Source organism: Chthoniobacter sp. (assembly GCF_040003245.1).
In the GTDB taxonomy this organism is placed as follows: Bacteria; Verrucomicrobiota; Verrucomicrobiia; order Chthoniobacterales; family Chthoniobacteraceae; genus Chthoniobacter.
This window is the reverse complement of the sequence record NZ_JBDUCX010000033.1, coordinates 1-14,990: the sequence shown is the minus strand read 5'-3', so window position 1 is coordinate 14,990 and position 14,990 is coordinate 1. Positions and strand designations below refer to the sequence as shown.

At 63.2% G+C, this 14,990-nt stretch carries 16 protein-coding genes and 1 pseudogene; 7 read left to right on the top strand and 10 right to left on the bottom strand.

What is annotated here, in order from left to right:
- Positions 1–193: 193 nt before the first annotated feature.
- Positions 194–1,342 (top strand): Gfo/Idh/MocA family oxidoreductase, encoded by a 1,149-nt coding sequence (locus ABJF10_RS06495; protein WP_348543718.1) that lies wholly within the window; start codon positions 194–196, stop codon positions 1,340–1,342.
- Between the two features lie 314 nt (positions 1,343–1,656).
- Here ABJF10_RS06495 and ABJF10_RS06490 read toward each other — a convergent pair whose 3' ends face one another.
- On the bottom strand, positions 1,657–2,337 hold the full coding sequence (locus tag ABJF10_RS06490) for a methyltransferase domain-containing protein (RefSeq protein ID WP_348543717.1): 681 nt from the start codon (positions 2,335–2,337) through the stop codon (positions 1,657–1,659).
- 146 nt (positions 2,338–2,483) lie between these two features.
- Between ABJF10_RS06490 and ABJF10_RS06485 the strand changes: the two genes are divergently transcribed.
- Complete coding sequence (locus ABJF10_RS06485; RefSeq protein ID WP_348543716.1) at positions 2,484–2,747, top strand: VF530 family protein; 264 nt, start codon at positions 2,484–2,486, stop codon at positions 2,745–2,747.
- Positions 2,684–3,334, top strand: a complete 651-nt coding sequence (locus ABJF10_RS06480; RefSeq protein WP_348543715.1) for a YkgJ family cysteine cluster protein — start codon at positions 2,684–2,686, stop codon at positions 3,332–3,334. Before ABJF10_RS06485 ends, ABJF10_RS06480 begins: the two co-directional genes overlap by 64 nt.
- Positions 3,335–3,389: 55 nt before the next feature.
- Here the strand turns inward: ABJF10_RS06480 and ABJF10_RS06475 are convergent, their stop codons facing one another.
- Positions 3,390–3,587, bottom strand: coding sequence for a DUF2934 domain-containing protein (locus ABJF10_RS06475; protein ID WP_348543714.1), 198 nt, complete (start codon positions 3,585–3,587; stop codon positions 3,390–3,392).
- Positions 3,588–3,665: 78 nt separating this feature from the next.
- On the opposite strand from ABJF10_RS06475, the gene ABJF10_RS06470 reads away from it, so the two are divergent.
- The gene (locus tag ABJF10_RS06470; RefSeq protein WP_348543713.1) at positions 3,666–4,109 is read left to right on the top strand and encodes a PA2169 family four-helix-bundle protein; all 444 of its coding nucleotides are present in this window, start codon (positions 3,666–3,668) and stop codon (positions 4,107–4,109) included.
- Between the two features lie 59 nt (positions 4,110–4,168).
- Here ABJF10_RS06470 and ABJF10_RS06465 read toward each other — a convergent pair whose 3' ends face one another.
- The 8 genes and pseudogenes from ABJF10_RS06465 to ABJF10_RS06430 all read right to left on the bottom strand — a co-directional run bounded on the left by ABJF10_RS06465 (position 4,169) and on the right by ABJF10_RS06430 (position 11,874).
- A complete protein-coding gene (locus tag ABJF10_RS06465) occupies positions 4,169–6,487 on the bottom strand; it encodes a heavy metal translocating P-type ATPase metal-binding domain-containing protein (RefSeq protein ID WP_348543712.1) in 2,319 nt (772 codons plus the stop codon).
- The gene (locus tag ABJF10_RS06460; protein ID WP_348543711.1) at positions 6,471–7,079 is read right to left on the bottom strand and encodes a sulfite exporter TauE/SafE family protein; all 609 of its coding nucleotides are present in this window, start codon (positions 7,077–7,079) and stop codon (positions 6,471–6,473) included. The genes ABJF10_RS06465 and ABJF10_RS06460 overlap by 17 nt, the downstream gene beginning before the upstream one ends.
- Entirely contained in the window at positions 7,069–7,194 is a 126-nt protein-coding gene (locus ABJF10_RS06455; RefSeq protein WP_348543710.1) for a hypothetical protein, read from the bottom strand. Before ABJF10_RS06455 ends, ABJF10_RS06460 begins: the two co-directional genes overlap by 11 nt.
- Positions 7,191–8,573, bottom strand: a complete 1,383-nt coding sequence (gene ccoG / locus ABJF10_RS06450) for a cytochrome c oxidase accessory protein CcoG (protein WP_348543709.1) — start codon at positions 8,571–8,573, stop codon at positions 7,191–7,193. The genes ABJF10_RS06455 and ccoG overlap by 4 nt, the downstream gene beginning before the upstream one ends.
- Positions 8,570–9,232, bottom strand: a complete 663-nt coding sequence (locus tag ABJF10_RS06445; RefSeq protein ID WP_348543708.1) for a cbb3-type cytochrome c oxidase N-terminal domain-containing protein — start codon at positions 9,230–9,232, stop codon at positions 8,570–8,572. Before ABJF10_RS06445 ends, ccoG begins: the two co-directional genes overlap by 4 nt.
- On the bottom strand, positions 9,219–9,386 hold the full coding sequence (locus tag ABJF10_RS06440) for a hypothetical protein (protein ID WP_348543707.1): 168 nt from the start codon (positions 9,384–9,386) through the stop codon (positions 9,219–9,221). Before ABJF10_RS06440 ends, ABJF10_RS06445 begins: the two co-directional genes overlap by 14 nt.
- 6 nt (positions 9,387–9,392) lie before the next feature.
- Positions 9,393–11,717 (bottom strand): annotated as a pseudogene (ccoN, locus tag ABJF10_RS06435) (cytochrome-c oxidase, cbb3-type subunit I).
- Positions 11,710–11,874, bottom strand: coding sequence for a hypothetical protein (locus ABJF10_RS06430; protein ID WP_348543706.1), 165 nt, complete (start codon positions 11,872–11,874; stop codon positions 11,710–11,712). The pseudogene ccoN and the gene ABJF10_RS06430 overlap by 8 nt, the downstream one beginning before the upstream one ends.
- A 323-nt stretch (positions 11,875–12,197) precedes the next feature.
- Here ABJF10_RS06430 and ABJF10_RS06425 point away from each other — a divergent pair, with 323 nt between their 5' ends.
- From ABJF10_RS06425 to ABJF10_RS06415, 3 genes are all read left to right on the top strand, one after another.
- On the top strand, positions 12,198–13,091 hold the full coding sequence (locus ABJF10_RS06425; protein WP_348543705.1) for a helix-turn-helix domain-containing protein: 894 nt from the start codon (positions 12,198–12,200) through the stop codon (positions 13,089–13,091).
- Positions 13,092–13,436: 345 nt separating this feature from the next.
- A complete protein-coding gene (locus ABJF10_RS06420) occupies positions 13,437–14,597 on the top strand; it encodes a tyrosine-type recombinase/integrase (protein WP_348543704.1) in 1,161 nt (386 codons plus the stop codon).
- Between the two features lie 28 nt (positions 14,598–14,625).
- Positions 14,626–14,832 (top strand): hypothetical protein, encoded by a 207-nt coding sequence (locus ABJF10_RS06415; protein WP_348543703.1) that lies wholly within the window; start codon positions 14,626–14,628, stop codon positions 14,830–14,832.
- Positions 14,833–14,990 lie beyond the last annotated feature (158 nt).

The following is a 14,990-nucleotide window of genomic DNA, read 5'->3' as shown; positions in this document are numbered from 1 at the left end:
CCGATAACTCCCCCCGTTTCCTTCCCATGGCCCACTCACTCCATTTCCGGGCGACAGCATAGGGTTTATGGTCACAAAAGTCAAGCAAAATCGGCGGCTCCTGCGGCCGCCGCAATTTACCGTGGGCTTCCGCCGCCGTCCGTGGATGGGCAGAGTTTGACGCACGGGGGCGGGCTTCCCTAGCCTTGCGGGCATGTCGATCACTTCCCTCCGGGCCGGCATCATCGGCACCGGCTTTATCGCGCCGGTCCATATCGAAGCGTTGCGCCGCATCGGCGTGCAGGTCACTGCCGTGTGCGGCTCCACGGCGAATGCGCGGGCCACGGCGGAGAAATGGGCGATCCCGGAGGTTTACGGCGATTACGATTACCGGGCGATGTACGCCTCGCCGAATGTCGATGTCATCCACATCACCTCGCCGAACAAACTGCACGTCGAGCAGGCGCTCGCCGGCCTGGCGGCGGGCAAGCACGTGTTGTGCGAGAAACCGCTCGGCATGGACACGAAGGAAACGGCGCGCGTGGTCAAGGCGGCGGCCAAGGCGAAGACGGTGCTGGCCGTGAATTACAATTGCCGCTTTTTCCCGGCGATCCTGCAAATGCGCGCGGCGGTGCAGCGCGGCGATCTCGGGAAGATCATTCACGTGCAGGGTCATTTCTTCCAGGACTGGCTTTTGCAGGAGACGGATTACAACTGGCGCCTGCTGGCCAGCGAAGGCGGCAAGCTGCGCGCCGTGGGCGATATCGGCACGCATTGGATCGATGCGTTGTCCTTCATCCTCGGCTCACCCGTCGAATCCGTCTTCGCCACGCTCGAGACGTTTCACAAGAAACGCAAACGCCCGCGCGGCGAGGTGAAGACCTTCGCCAAGGTAGATCCGAAGGCGATGGTCAGCTACGCCGTCGATACCGAGGATTTCGCCAGCCTCCTCCTGCGCTTCGCCAATGGCGTGCACGCCAACGCCGCCATCTCCCAGGTCGCCGCCGGCTGGAAATGCTCCCTCGCCCTAGGCATCTACGGCACGGAAGCGAGCATGCGCTGGGACTTGCAGCAGCCGAATGAAATCCAGGTCGGCCGCCGCGACGAGCCCAACCAGATACTCCAGCGCGGCACCGCCGGCTTTCACGAAGACGTCGCCCATTTCACCGATTATCCCGGCGGTCATCCGGAAGGCTTCCCCGACAGCCACAAGATGAACTTCCGCGCCATCTACGAACACATCGCCAGCGGCCGGAAGACCCCGCTCCTATTCGCCACCGCGGGCGACGGGCATCATGAGGTGAAGATTTGCGAGGCGGTGTTGAAGAGTGCGAAGGCGGGGAAGTGGGTGCGGGTTCCTTAGTCGTTCAGGAATAGTGAAATAACTCACCTCGCTCGCGATGCCATGAACTTGTATGGCGCGTGCCTCATCCTCCCGTCATCCTGAGCTTGCGAAGGACCTCTGATCTCTGCCTTTCTTCACCAATTTGGAAAAGATGGCGCTTCGTTTGTCCAGTTGGCCATGCATCAGATGCCAGAGCGAAATCAGAGGTCCTTCGCAAGCTCAGGATGACGGGGCTGGGGGCGCGTGTTCTTCTGCAAAAGTTTAAATGCATAACACGCTGCAGGTTTGCCGGATGATAGGGGATAACTGGTAAGTCCTGATTACTCGATGTGTCAGGTGACCGGTGAACGGGCGATGCAGCAGAAGTCATCGGACCAGAGACGACCGCGGAGGAAGGGGAGGAGTTGCTGGTAACGCAGCTCGCGACAGACGGGGATGCGGCCGGAGGCGGAGTATTCGAGAATCGGATCGGGGAGGTGCGCTTCGCGTAACATGCGCTGGGCATCGACGGGGAGCACGGGGGTGATGGAGGCGGGATTGGATGATTTGCGGAAGGCGCTGAATTCGCCGCGGACGGCGAGGGAGAGGAGGCTGCGCAGGGAGGCGGGGTTGGGCGCGGTGATAACCAAGCGTCCGCCGGAGGCGAGGAGCGGGGCGACGGAATGGAAGAAGGCGCGCGGGTTGGGGATATATTCGATGAGGCCGAGGGCAAAGATGAAGTCGAACGATCTTTCGGTGGGCAGTGGCGCATTGAGATCGTGCAGAGCGAATGATGCATAGCTTTCCTCGAGAAAGCCCGGGTGCCGGATGACGTCGATGCCGTGTGGACGTTGTCCGAAGTGATCTTGCAGGAATTTCCCGAAATGGCCGACGCCGCACCCGAGATCGAGGATGGCGGTGGCGCGGGGCAGGTCCTCTTCCAGACCGCGTACGGCCCATGCGTAGTAGGGATTACCTCCGCTGATGCCGAGTGACTGCCGGGCGCGCGCTTCACTCGTGGCGCAGTCGGTCATGGAGTGGTCTGGGCCGCAGGGCAGAAGAGAGAAGTGAGGAGGGAGGCCTTCATGGGGCGGCATCCTGAAAGGGAGCGCGGGCGAATTCGAGACGGGAGATGGGAATTTGCTGACCGCGACTCGGGTGGTGCGTTATCGTCCCATCAATGTCTTCCGCTTTCCCTCATCCCCGCGATCCTCTGCACGGCGTGACGCTGGAGACGATCGTGACGCAACTCGCCCAGCGGCATGGCTGGGAGGAGATGGGCTATCGGATTCCGGTGCGCTGCTTTCTCAATGACCCGAGCGTGAAGTCGAGTCTGACGTTTTTGCGCAAGACGCCTTGGGCGCGCAAACGGGTGGAGGAATGGTTTGCGGCGGAGGCGGCGGAGCATCCGCCGGAATTGCCGCCGCCGGGTGTGGAGCTATGACGGCGGCGGAGCAGGCTTCCGCGGCGTCGCGTCTCTGCGCGGCGTGCGGGATGTGTTGCAATGGGGTGATGTTTTATATTGTGCGGCTGCAGCCGAAAGATTCGGCGAAGGAGTTGTCGGCGCTGGGGTTGAAGCTGAAGCGCAAGAAGGGGCAGAATTACATCCAGCAGCCGTGTCCGGCGTTTCGCGGATCGCACTGCTCGATCTATGCGGCGCGGCCGGAACGGTGCCGGGTGTTTGCCTGCCGGCAGTTGCAGAAGGTGGAGGCGGGCGAGATCACCGAGGCGCTGGCGCTGGAAAGAATTCACGAGGCGCAGCGGCGCGTCGCGGAGGTGGAAGAGCTTTTGGAAAAGGCGGGCCGCACGAGTCCGAAAAGGGCGCTCTTCAAGCGCTACGAAAAGATCATGGCCGTGCCGGTGGATGCTTTTTCGGACCCAGTGACCGCGGAACTTCGCGGCCAGCTCACGCGGGCGATGCACGAGCTGGATGTGTTTTTGGATGAAGAGTTCCGCGTGCCGGCTGCGGATGCAGCCTCCGTGGAAGGAGCGGGTATGTTACCACCAAGGCACGAAGACACGAAGGTTTAGGTCTTCTTCGTGTCTTCGCGCCTTCGTGGTTAACTTGCGGGCCTGCGCGTTGGCTTCAGGAGATACCCGCGACGACAGGGATGACCGCCGGAGGGGTGGCGGCGGCGAGATCGGCAAGCTTGGTTCGCAACTCGGATTCCGCCTGCGACCAATGGTCTTCCGCCTTGTCGTGAGGTCGTCCGTCGGCTTCCCATAATTCCTGGGCGCGGGCGGCAATTTGATCGTGGGAGATGGGACTGGGGTGTTCGCTCATAAGTTCACCAATGGTTCGCGGTGATGGGGAAGTTTGGTCGCCTGCACGCAGTTTGGCCCTGCCTTTCGATTCTTCGGTATGCACTCGAACTCCGATCTTCGTTCCACCCTCAATCACCTCATTCAAACGTGCCGCGATGGGCAGGAGGGCTTTTTAACGGCCGCGGAGAATGTGCAGGGGGTGGAACTCAAGCAACTCTTCAATGAATGCTCGTTGCAACGCGCGAAGTTTACCGGCGAGTTGCAAGCGGCGGCGCACGGTCTCGGTGACAGCAATCCGGAGAATGCCAGCAGCGTGGCCGGGACATTGCACCGGGGCTGGATCAATTTGAAAACGGCGATCGGCGGGCGGGATCAGCAGGCGATCCTGGCGGAGTGCGAACGCGGGGAAGATAGCGCGGTGGCCGAATACCAGAAGACGCTCGCGCAGGAAATGCCGAAGGACATCCGGGAAATCGTGGAACATCAGCATGCCGCCATCGTGGCGACGCATGATCGGGTGAAGGCGTTGCGTGACGCGTGAGGGGGAGAGGGGCGACGGAAAATGGAAAATGGGACGTCTTCGGAGATCTTAGCCTGTGCTTAGCCTGTGGGCCGCCGGCGAAATCCCGCGAAGACGATCGCGAGCGAGACGAGGGAACTCGCGGGCATGAGGATGGCGGCGAGGAGCGGGCTCATGCGGCCGGCGAGGCAGAGGACCACGGCCACGGTGTTGTAAGTGAGGGCAAAGGCGACGACGGCGAGGGCGGTGCGGCGGCGCAGGGCCGCGGTGGCGAGCAGGACACGCACACCGTTCAGGCCGCGACCGAGGAAATAGAAGCCCGCCTTTTGCTCGAGCAGGCCGCGGTCGATGGCGGGCGTGCCGCTGATCCACGCGGCGTCGAAGGCGAGGGAGTCGTTCGCGCCGTCGCCGAGATAGAGCGTGTCGCGAGCGTCGATCTGGCGGACGCGCCCGGCCTTCTCCTCGGGCGAAAGTTCGCCGAAGCAGTGCTCTCGCGGGAGGTGAAGGCGGTCGGCCATGGCGTCCACTTTTGCCCGGCGGTCGCCGCTGAGGATGAAAACTTCGCAGCCGGAGGCGCGCAGGGTGGCGAGTTCTTCCCGGGCGTCGTCCCGGGCTTCTTCGCCGAAGCGGAAGGCAGCGAGCGGTTCGCCGTCCCGGGAAAAAATGCAGTCGCCATCCGTCCCGGGAGCGGCCCACTCGGCGCGGCCGAGGCGCCACGTTCCACCGTCCTGTTCCATCTCGAGGCCGAAGCCGACGCTTTCGCTCACCAACCCGGCTGACGCCGGCTCGACGTGCTCGGCGAGGAGTTGCTCGCGCAGGCAGCCGCTCACCGGATGCAGGCTGTCCTGCACCATCGCGAGGAGCGTGGCGCGCTCCTCGGTGCGGAGAAGGCGCAGCACTCCGGGGTTGAGCAGTGACAGGGCTTCGAGGGTGAGCGTGCCGGTCTTGTCGAAGAGGATTTTGCGGACGCGGTCGAGCTTGGCCCACAGCTCGCCGTCGCGGATGAAGACGCCGAGTTGTCGCATCCTCGACGTGGCGAGATCGCGGCACAACGGCAGCGCGACGCCGGAGGCGCACGGACACGAGACGACGAGGACCGAGATGAGCACTTGCAATGCGGGCAGCAGCGCGCCCGTGGCCACCCACCAGCCGCAAAAGCCCGCCGCCGCGAGGCCGAGCACGACGCCGATGTAGGCGCGGAGGAAGCGCTCCAGCCCGGGGTCGCGCGCCGCGCCGGCGGGCGTGATCCGCAGGAGCTTCGCGAGCAGCGAGTCAGCCCACGGTTCGCGGGCTTCGAGTTCGATGGCGGACGGGCTGCAATTCATCGCGCCCGCCGGCACGAGCCGTCCGCGCCGGGCGCTGGCGGCTTCGCCTTCGCCGCTGATCCATTCCATGCCCAGCGTGGCACCTTCGGAACATAGCCGCGCGAGCACGGGCACGACCTGACCGGGTGCAACGGAGAAGACATCGCCCGGGGCGAGGCGAACGACGGGCACTTGCTCTCCGGAAGCCAGCCGCACGGGCGGCGGTTCGGCCTGGGCGGCGAGGAGTTGGTGGCGGTTGCGCTCGACGGCTTTTTGCTGGAGCCAGCGCCCCGCGAGCATCAGGAAGGTGAACGTGGAAACGAAATCGAAGTAAACGAACCCGTGCGCGCCGCGCGTCCACGCGAACACGGAGCCGGCATACGCGGCGAGGAGTCCGAGCGAAATCGGAAGGTCGATGTGCAGCACGCCCTGGCGCAAGCTGCGCCAGGTGCGGATGAAAAAGTAGCTGCCGCCGATGAGGAACGAGAGAGTACCGAGGATGAGCGTGAGGCGCTGAAAGAGCGGCGCAAACTCGAAATCGCTGCTCATGCCGAGATAACGCGGCAGCGTGAAGAGCATGGTATTCAGCGCCAGCGCAGCGCAGAGGCCGAGGCGCAGGGTCAGCGCGCGGCTGGCCGGCGCGGCGGATTTTCCGGGCGGGCCGACGAGGTAGCCGAACGATTGCAACTCGCGCGCAAAGGCGACGACCTCGAAGACGCCGGGCTGCCAGCGGAGCGCCAACTGGCCGAGCGTGGGATCGACGTGGATGGCGAGCGCGCCGGGCTGGCGCGAGAAGAGCTTCTCGATGAGCCAGGCGCAGCCGATGCAGGAGAGCCCTTGCACGTCGAGCTTGAGCGTCCCGGTAGAGTCGCGCGCCAGTTCTTCGAGCCAGCCATAGTCGCGCTTTTGAAAGACCAGGGATTGCACCGGCGGGACGCCGCCTTCCTGCAAGTCGTAGAACTGCCCGAGACCGTTCCTGGCGATCAAGTCGTGGACGAACTGGCAGCCGGTGCAGCAAAAATCCGGGCGATGGGCGGTGGGTCGAAACGGCGTGCCGCAGTGGATGCAGACGCGTTGCTCAATGGCAGCTTGCATGGAGAGGAAGAGCGGCGCGCCAGACCAGCACGCCCGCCGAAACGAAGGCGAGGGCTTGCTGGGTCCAGCGCGCCGCTTGGGGGGAAATGCCGCGCTGCACGCGCCGCGCCTGCGTTTGCAGTAAAAGTGGCAGCGGGATCGTGCCCGCGACAAAACTTGCCATGTGGAGTCCGCCGCTCCACCACGACCCGGTGATCGCCGCCGCGCCGAGCATGAGCCAAAGCGGGCCGCACGGGAGCAGCGGGGTAAGCCAGCCGAGCGAACGATTGAGCCGTGCGCGGAGGAGGAACGAGGCGACAAAGCGCGGTTGAGGGAGGCGCGTTTCCAACCCGAGCCCGAGCACGATGAGGACGATGATGAACGCCCACGGGACGAGGCGCGCGGTGCTCCCCTGGAGGAAGGTGGCGACCGTCTGCCCGGCCGCGCCGCAGAGCGTTCCGGCGAGGGCGTAGGAAAGGAAACGCGACGCGTGATACTCGATGGGTCGGACCCGCAGCGCGCAGGCGAGCGGCCCGCACATCGCGGTGCAATGCACGCTCGTGGCGAGGCCGGCGACGAGCGCGGCGATCGGCGTGGCGAAGCTAGCGTTCATGCACGAGCGGCACCTCCGGCTGCTGGTGGCGGACGGCGATGACGACGAGCGTGATCGTCCCCGCGATGAAGAGGACGTTGGCGAGGATGAGCCAGATCCATGGGCGGTCTTTCATGGGATGATAGGGCCGAGGAAGGTGGCCGGTTTTTCGATGACAGTGCCGTCGCTCGACGTGATGCGGAAACGGATGGGGGGTTCGCCTTGCAAGTCGGCTCGGGGCAGAGTGAGCACGAGCGTGCGCATCTCTTCGCCGAGCGAACCCACGGGAACGCCACCTTCCGCCCCGCTCCAGCGCAAGCTGGGCGGGCCGCCGGCGATGGCGATTTGGAAGGTGACCGGCGCGTTGCGCTTGTTCTGCAAGCGGACGAGGAACTGGTTTCGCACGACGCCATTTTCGACGACGTAGGGGATGCCGGTAACGCGGGTGAGGCCCACGGCGGCGGATTTGAGCGTCGAGGTCGCGGCGGTGAGCGCGGCGGCGCCGAAGAGGGCGAGCGCGGTGTAGAGCAGGATGCGTGGACGCAGCCAGCGCGTGGGCTTTCCCGCGAAACCGTGGCGTGAGTCGTAACGAATGAGGCCGGTGGGGCGCTTGATTTTCGTCATCACGGAATCGCACGCGTCGATGCACGCGGTGCAGCCGATGCACTCCATTTGCAAGCCCTGGCGGATGTCGATGCCCGTCGGGCACACCTGCACGCAGCGCAGGCAATCGACGCAATCGCCCGCGCCCTCGGTGCCTTTGCGACCGCGCGGTTCGCCGCGTTGCGTGTCGTAGCCGACGACGAGTGAATCGCTGTCGATGAGCGCGGATTGCAAACGGCCATACGGGCAGAGGACGATGCAAAACTGTTCGCGAAACCAAGCGAGGTCGAACCAGAGCGCACCGGCGATGAGGAAGACGAAAACGAACGCGCCCCAATTCTCGCCGGGCGCCTGAGTCATCATCGTGTAGAGCCGCGGCAGCGAGACGAAATACGAAAGCAGCACGTGCGCGAGGAGCAACGAGACGAGCGCGTAGAGTGAGTGCTTGGCGAATCGGCGAATGGTTTTACCGAAGCTGGACGGTGTGCGGTGGAGCTTGCGCCGCGTGGTCGCGTCGCCTTCGCACCAGCGGTCGATGCGGCGCGCGAAGTCTAGAAAGACGGTCTGCGGACAGGCCCACCCGCACCATACGCGACCGAGCAGCGCGGTGACGTAAAAAAGACAGAAGCCGAGGCCGCTCAGGACGAAGAAGGCGATCCAGATGTCCTGCCCGAGAAAGGTCAGCCCGAAGTAGTGAAACTGGCGATGCGCAACGTCGAGGAAGAGCGCCGGGTGGCCATTGATGCGAATCCACGGGAGCGCGAAGTAGGTCGCGGTGAGGACGAGGGCGAGGATCGCGCGCCAGTTGGCGAAGCGGCCGCTGACCGCCGAAGGATGGATGAAGCGCCGTGAACCGTCGTCGTTGATCGTCGTGACGGATTCCCGCGAAGGGCGTGGCGGTGCCTCCATCATGGAGCGGGTGCGGGCGGCGGCACAAGGCCGGCCGGCGGTATCCAGCCGGGGACGGCGACGATTTCTTCGCCCGGTTTATGATGGGAGAAAATGTAGGCCGTCACCTCGGTGATCTTTTGCTTCCCGAGCAGAGGCCCCCAGGCGGGCATACCCTTGAGCAGGCTGCCCTCGGTGATCGTCTTCATTTCCTCCATGGGATGCCCGCCGTGAATCCATTCGTGATCGAGGAGATTGGGACCAATCAGGCCGGTCAGGTCGGGCTTGTGGCAGGCGGCACAGGTGGTCTCGAAGGTCGTCTTGCCGGCCGCGACCTCCTGCGGGTCCAGGCTCATTTTCCACAAGGACGCGTCGTCGATCACCCCGGACTTTTGCGCGGCGCGGGCGGTGTTTTCCGCCATCTCGCTTTGCAGCGCGAGCGCGGGAGAGGAGCCGAGGCCGTAAGTCTCGTAGTAGGCCCAGTAGAGGACCGCGAAGACCATCGCACCGTAGAGCGTGAGCAGCCACCAGCGCGGCAGGCGTTTGTCGTATTCCTGGATGCCGTCGTAGCTGTGTGGGCGGAGCGCGTCTTCGACCGGCTCAGTGAGGTACTTGACCGGTTCCATCGCGGGATTGTAGCGCTGCGGTTCGGGTGCAGGGTGGGTGGAATCAGGCGTGGTCATCGTTTTCGAGCGGAAGATTTTCCAGGCGCGCGACGGTTTCGCGCGGCATGCGACGGACGCGGATGAGGTGAATGATGAAGACGGCGAGGAAGAGCGTGATGCTCATGACGCTGAGCATGCGCTGCCATTCTTCGACGAGGATGCGGTGGAACATGACGGATTATTGGGCGGCGGTTTTCGGCGCCTCGGCGGGCGCGACTTTTTCGGACTTGCCGAGCTTTTGGAGATAGGAAATGAGCGCAATGATCTCGCGATCGGGCGGGACTTCGGCGCCGGCCGTCTTGAGGTCGGCGGCGATGGTGCCGGCCTGCGTGTCGCAGGCCTGCTGAATCTCCGCGTCGCTCATCGGCGGATAAGGCACGCCGATCTTGCGTTGCACGGCGAGTTTGCTGGGGAGCGCGAGCGTGTCGGTCTTGTCGGTGAAGAGCCACAGATAGTCGGGCATCGTCGAGCCGGGGCTGATCTGCCGCGGATCGCGCAGGTGGAAGTAGTGCCAGGAGTTGGGATACTTTCCGCCTTCGCGAGCGAGGTCGGGACCGGTGCGCTTCGAGCCCCACTGAAACGGATGGTCGTAGATTGACTCGCCCATTTTCGAGTAGTCGCCGTAGCGCAGCACGTCGCCGACGAGCGTGCGGATCTGCTGCGAGTGGCAGTTGTAGCAGCCTTCGCGGATGTAGATGTCGCGGCCGGCGAGTTCGAGCGGCGTGTAAGGAATCTGCCGCGCCCCTTCGATGTTGTTCGAGGTGTCGATCATCACCGTGGGGATGATTTGCACGAGGCCGCCGATGAAAACCGCGACCGTGGTGAGGGCGGTGAAAGGGAGCGCATTCGCGAGCAGCCGTTCATACCAATCGCCCCAGCCCTTCTTGGAAAACTCGATGTTCATGCTCATCGCCATCGCCGTGCCGATCAGGCCAACGATGCACATGCCACTCAGAAAAGTGGGCAGCGCGGCCCAGCCGGCGGCGAAGACGAGCAGCAAGGTGGTGAAGACGACCGGCGCATTTAGAAATCCGGCGACAAGGCCCATGCGCCCGCTCTTCTCCGGCACATACACCTCGATGCTTCCGTTCACCGTCTCCGCGCCGCGCGCTGTTTTCCAAATGTTCCAGGCGAGCATGATGAAACCGCCGAGATACATCAGCCCGCCGAGTGCACGGACGTGCATGAGCATTTTCGTCGAGGTTACCGCTTCGAGGAAATTGGGATACGCGAGTACCGTGCCGCCTTCCTTGGTTGCGCCGAGCATCAGCCCTTGCGTGATGCCCGAGACATACATCGAGGCCATGTAGATGAGGATACCGACCGTCCCGAGCCAGAAGTGCATGTTCGCCGCGCTCGGCGAATGCAGCGGGCGTTTCCACAGGCGCGGTGCGAGCCAGTAAAACATGCCTGCGGCCATAAAGCCATTCCAGCCCAGCGCGCCGCCGTGGACGTGTGCGATCGTCCAGTCGGAGTAATGCGAGAGGGCGTTTACCGAGCGGATCGACATCAGTGGTCCCTCGAAAGTTGCCATGCCGTAAAAGGTCACGGCCGCCGCGTAAAACTTCAGCACCGGCTCGGTGCGCAGCTTGTGCCACGCGCCCCGCAGCGTCAGCAAACCGTTCAACATTCCACCCCAGCTCGGCGCCCAAAGCATGAGCGAGAAGATCATCCCGAGCCGCTGGAGCCAGACGGGCAGCGAGGTATTCAGCAGATGATGCGGCCCAGCCCAGATTTAGATGAAAACAAGCGACCAGAAATGGACGATCGACAGCCGATAGCTGTAAACAGGCCGCTCCGCCGCCTTCGGCAGAAAGTAATACATGATGCCGAGGATCGGCGTGGTCAGGAAGAAGGCCACGGCATTGTGTCCGTACCACCACTGCACGAGCGCATCCTGCACGCCGCCAAAGATCGGATAACTGTGCGTCCAACTCGTCGGGATCGAGAGGTGATTGACGATGTAGAGCATCGCGACGGTGATGATCGACGCGATGTAGAACCAGATGGCCACGTAGAGGCTCGGCTCATTGCGGCGCGCGAGCGTCCAGAAAAAGTTGATTCCAAAAACCACCCAGATCACCGCGACCGCGATGTTGATCGGCCAAATCAGTTCCGCGTATTCCTTGCCGCGCGTCAGCCCGAGCGGGAGCGTGATCGCCGCCGCGACGATGATCGCCTGCCAGCCCCAGAAATGAATACGCGAAAGGAGCTGCGAAGCCGTGCGCGCCTTCACCAGCCGCTGCGTGGAGTAATAGATGCCCGCGAACATCATGTTGCCGACGAAAGCGAAGATGACCGCGTTCGTATGCAGCGGACGCAGCCGGCCAAAGGTCAGGAATGACGTTTTGAAATTCGCCTGCCACACACCGAGTTGCGTAGCGATAAGCACGCCGACGAGCATGCCGATGATGCCCCAGAAAATCGACGCCACCATGAATTGGCGGACGGGCGTGTCGTCATATTCGATGCGGGTTTTCGTGCCGGTAATTGCGTTACTCATGATCGGATTTACGGGAAGGGGTGGAGTCGGGTTCCAAGGGGAGCAATGCGTCGCGCTCGTTGAAGCTACGGGGATCGCAAGCCGTCGCGATCCACAGGATCACAAAGAAACCCACGAGCAGAAACCCGACGAAGATGGTCAGCGCGAGGACGTTCATCAATCGGCTCCAACCGCCGGATAGAGACGGGATTCCGCACCGCTCACAGCGGGCATCGCTGTGGTGATGGAAACGGAAGGCGACACGGTCGCGTGAACGGCACGGAGTGCCGTCTCTATCTGGGGCGGTGCCGCGCCTCTTTCACCACAGCGGCAATGCTCGCACCGGCCACAAGGGCCGGTGTCGGGCTCGGAGTTGACTGCATGTGTTTCCATCACGCACCCACTTTGCCCCGTCCGGATCGCCTGCGCTCACCGCCGCTTGTGCAGGACTCACCATCGGTTGTGTTGCGGTCGTCTCTGCCGGCTGTTATCCATTCCGGCGTGAAGATTTCCGAGTTGGGCACGATTTCCGAAAAACTCTCGCAGTCGCACATCGTGCGCGACTACGAGCGCGCGTTCTCAGAGGCGACCGGGCTGGCGCTGACCTTTGCGCCGGGTGGGAAAAAGCGGCCGGGCATGCGCGGCAGTACAGCGGCCAACGAGTTTTGCACACACATGGCCGAGAGCGAACCGGGCTGCCGAATGTGCGTGGACGTGCAGGAAAAGCTCGCGGCCACTGCTACCGGCGGCACCACGCAAAGCGTCATGTGCCTCGCTGGCCTCACGGACTCCGCCGTGCCCGTGCGCATCGGCGACAAGGTCCTCGGCTTTCTTCAGACTGGTCAGGTGGCGTTGAAAAAGCTCACGCCCGCGGACTTCCGCCGCGTCTCCGATTTTTTGAAAAAGGGGGGTGCTGATGTGGATTGGGAGACGCTGGAGCACGCGTATTTCGACACGCGGGTCATCGGGCGAAAGCAATATGACGCCGTCCTGCGGTTGCTCGAAGTCTTCGCCCAGCATCTGGCGCTCGCCGCCGAGCAGATCGCCACGCAGCAGACCCACGCGGAGCCGCCGATGATCGAGCAGGCGCGGCAGGTCATCGAGGAGCGCAGCGGCGAAACGCTGACACTCACGGACATCGCGCGGAGCGTTCACGCGAGCACGTTTCACTTCTGCAAGACCTTCAAGCACGCCACGGGCATGACCTTCACCCAGTACCTCGCGATGGTTCGTATCGCCAAAGCGAAGAAACTCCTCGCCAATCCGCAGGCGCGCATCTCCGAGATCGCCTTTGAGGCTGGCTTCGCCTCGCTCACGCATTTCAACCGCATGTTCCGCCGCATGGCCGGCCAGTCGCCGACGGATTTCCGGCGGCAGGTTTTCGGACTGCGTTAGGCTCGAACTCCGTCAACCGACTCGGGCTGGGAAGAGCGTCAGCGGGGATAAAAAGCCGTGACTGTCCGCGAACACACCCGCGTCTGCACGAAGTGCGGCGGAAACTCCGCCTACACATGCGCCACGCACCGCAAGAAACGGTAACGCAAAGACTTCAGGGCAAGGCCGCTCGCCGTGCATCCCTCCGGTGTGATGTTGTGTCAGGAATCGCCCGTGAATCCTGTCTTTATCAGCTTTCCAGGGTGATTTTGGAAGTGGGTTGGGCGGGACTCGAACCCGCAACCAACGCCTTAAAAGGGCGGCTGAATTGCAGAGTAAATTGACACCACCGCCAATTCACCGCCAATGAAAGCCAAGAACGCTGAGAAAGAAAAACCCCAACAATGGCCCTATGTCCGCTGGTTGGAACGTGAAGAGTCTTGGATGGTGGACGCGAGGACGAAGGATGGCGGTGCCCGAAAGTATTTCAAGTCCCGCGACGCTGCCGACACCTACGCGCGCAATTGTCGCCTTCATCGCGGAGAGAATGGCACGCGCGTCTTCGGCGATGTAGAGCTGAAGAAATTCGGCTGGAGTGTCCAACGGGCGATCGAATTCGCGCTGGAGCATCTTCGCCGAGAGGAAAAGTCGGTGGCTATTGAAGCCGCCATCGATGAGCTGATCCAAGTGCGAGCCGGTGCCGGCCGGTCTGATCGTTACCAGAATGACCTACGCTTGCGCCTGGACCGCTTTGCAGCGGTATTCCCAAAGCGAAGCGTCGCCAGCATCACCGCGAAAGAATTGGACGAATGGCTTGCCGGGTTGTGCGACAAGGATGAGCCGACTCGCCCGCTGTCACCAGGCACGCGCAACACCTTCCGCCGAGATCTTCGGACGCTCTTTTCGTTCTGCGAAAAACGCAGCTACTGCCCCTCGAATGAAGCAAAGAAAACGGAGAAGGCGCGCGAGATGGATAAGCCGGCCGCAATTCTCACTCCGAAGCAGGCCGGGGCACTTCTCTCCGCATGTGGCGACGATACTTTGCCCGTGGTGGCGATCTCCCTCTTTTCCGGCCTCCGCGCGGCGGAAGTGGAAAAACTCGATTGGGCTGAAGTCGACCTGAGGGGCAAATACATCGAAGTGACCGCGGCAAAATCGAAGACGGCCCGCCGGCGCCTGGTCCCGATCTCCGCGAACCTTGCGGCGTGGCTTCGCCCTTTGGCGAAGAAAGCGGGTGCCGTGGCGCCCGTAGGCCTTCGCAAGCGCTTGGATGCTGCCAAAGAGCGCGCGGGCTTCGTGGAGTGGCCACAGAACGCCATGCGCCACTCCTACGGCTCCTATCGCCTGGCGGATTGTCAGGACGCGCCGCGAGTAGCGCTCGAAATGGGAAACAGCGCGGCGATGGTCTTTGCCCACTATCGGGAATTGGTGAGGCCTAAGGACGCGCTGGCCTATTGGAAATTGCGGCCGATTGCGGGCAAGCGGATTACCACCTTTCCGCCATCTGGCTTCGAGCAAGCGGCGTGACGTTGTTTTGACACGCAGGCGGTTGCATATGAGTGCAACCGCAACACCTGCCCTGCTTAACAAGGCGCAACTTGCCGAGGCAATCGGGGTCTGCCCGCGCCAGATCAATGTAATGATGACGGCGCGGCAAATCCCCGTGATTCGGCTTTCCCGCAATCTCGTTCGATTCGACCTCGAAAAGGTGCTGGCAGCCTTGGCCGTGTTCGAACAACCCGCCATTGGAGGACGCGCGTAATGCTCCTCGGCGAACTTGATCTTGATTCCTCGCCGGCCACGGCCGCGCTGGGAAAGATGGAAGGGAAGATGGGGGGCACTACCTCCGCGCTTTCCAAGCTGGGCGGCGTGTCCGGTGAGCTGGCCTCAGGTCCGTTCCTGGCCATCTGCGCGGCGCTC

Bases quoted from the DNA above. Each gene is read 5' to 3' on its own strand.
- ABJF10_RS06495 (WP_348543718.1), top strand. From the start codon at position 194: ATGTCGATCACTTCCCTCCGGGCCGGCATCATCGGCACCGGCTTTATC.
- ABJF10_RS06490 (WP_348543717.1), bottom strand. From the start codon at position 2,337: ATGACCGACTGCGCCACGAGTGAAGCGCGCGCCCGGCAGTCACTCGGC.
- ABJF10_RS06485 (WP_348543716.1), top strand. From the start codon at position 2,484: ATGTCTTCCGCTTTCCCTCATCCCCGCGATCCTCTGCACGGCGTGACG.
- ABJF10_RS06480 (WP_348543715.1), top strand. From the start codon at position 2,684: ATGGTTTGCGGCGGAGGCGGCGGAGCATCCGCCGGAATTGCCGCCGCC.
- ABJF10_RS06475 (WP_348543714.1), bottom strand. From the start codon at position 3,587: ATGAGCGAACACCCCAGTCCCATCTCCCACGATCAAATTGCCGCCCGC.
- ABJF10_RS06470 (WP_348543713.1), top strand. From the start codon at position 3,666: ATGCACTCGAACTCCGATCTTCGTTCCACCCTCAATCACCTCATTCAA.
- ABJF10_RS06465 (WP_348543712.1), bottom strand. From the start codon at position 6,487: ATGCAAGCTGCCATTGAGCAACGCGTCTGCATCCACTGCGGCACGCCG.
- ABJF10_RS06460 (WP_348543711.1), bottom strand. From the start codon at position 7,079: ATGAACGCTAGCTTCGCCACGCCGATCGCCGCGCTCGTCGCCGGCCTC.
- ABJF10_RS06455 (WP_348543710.1), bottom strand. From the start codon at position 7,194: ATGAAAGACCGCCCATGGATCTGGCTCATCCTCGCCAACGTCCTCTTC.
- ccoG (WP_348543709.1), bottom strand. From the start codon at position 8,573: ATGATGGAGGCACCGCCACGCCCTTCGCGGGAATCCGTCACGACGATC.
- ABJF10_RS06445 (WP_348543708.1), bottom strand. From the start codon at position 9,232: ATGACCACGCCTGATTCCACCCACCCTGCACCCGAACCGCAGCGCTAC.
- ABJF10_RS06440 (WP_348543707.1), bottom strand. From the start codon at position 9,386: ATGTTCCACCGCATCCTCGTCGAAGAATGGCAGCGCATGCTCAGCGTC.
- ABJF10_RS06430 (WP_348543706.1), bottom strand. From the start codon at position 11,874: ATGAACGTCCTCGCGCTGACCATCTTCGTCGGGTTTCTGCTCGTGGGT.
- ABJF10_RS06420 (WP_348543704.1), top strand. From the start codon at position 13,437: ATGAAAGCCAAGAACGCTGAGAAAGAAAAACCCCAACAATGGCCCTAT.
- ABJF10_RS06415 (WP_348543703.1), top strand. From the start codon at position 14,626: ATGAGTGCAACCGCAACACCTGCCCTGCTTAACAAGGCGCAACTTGCC.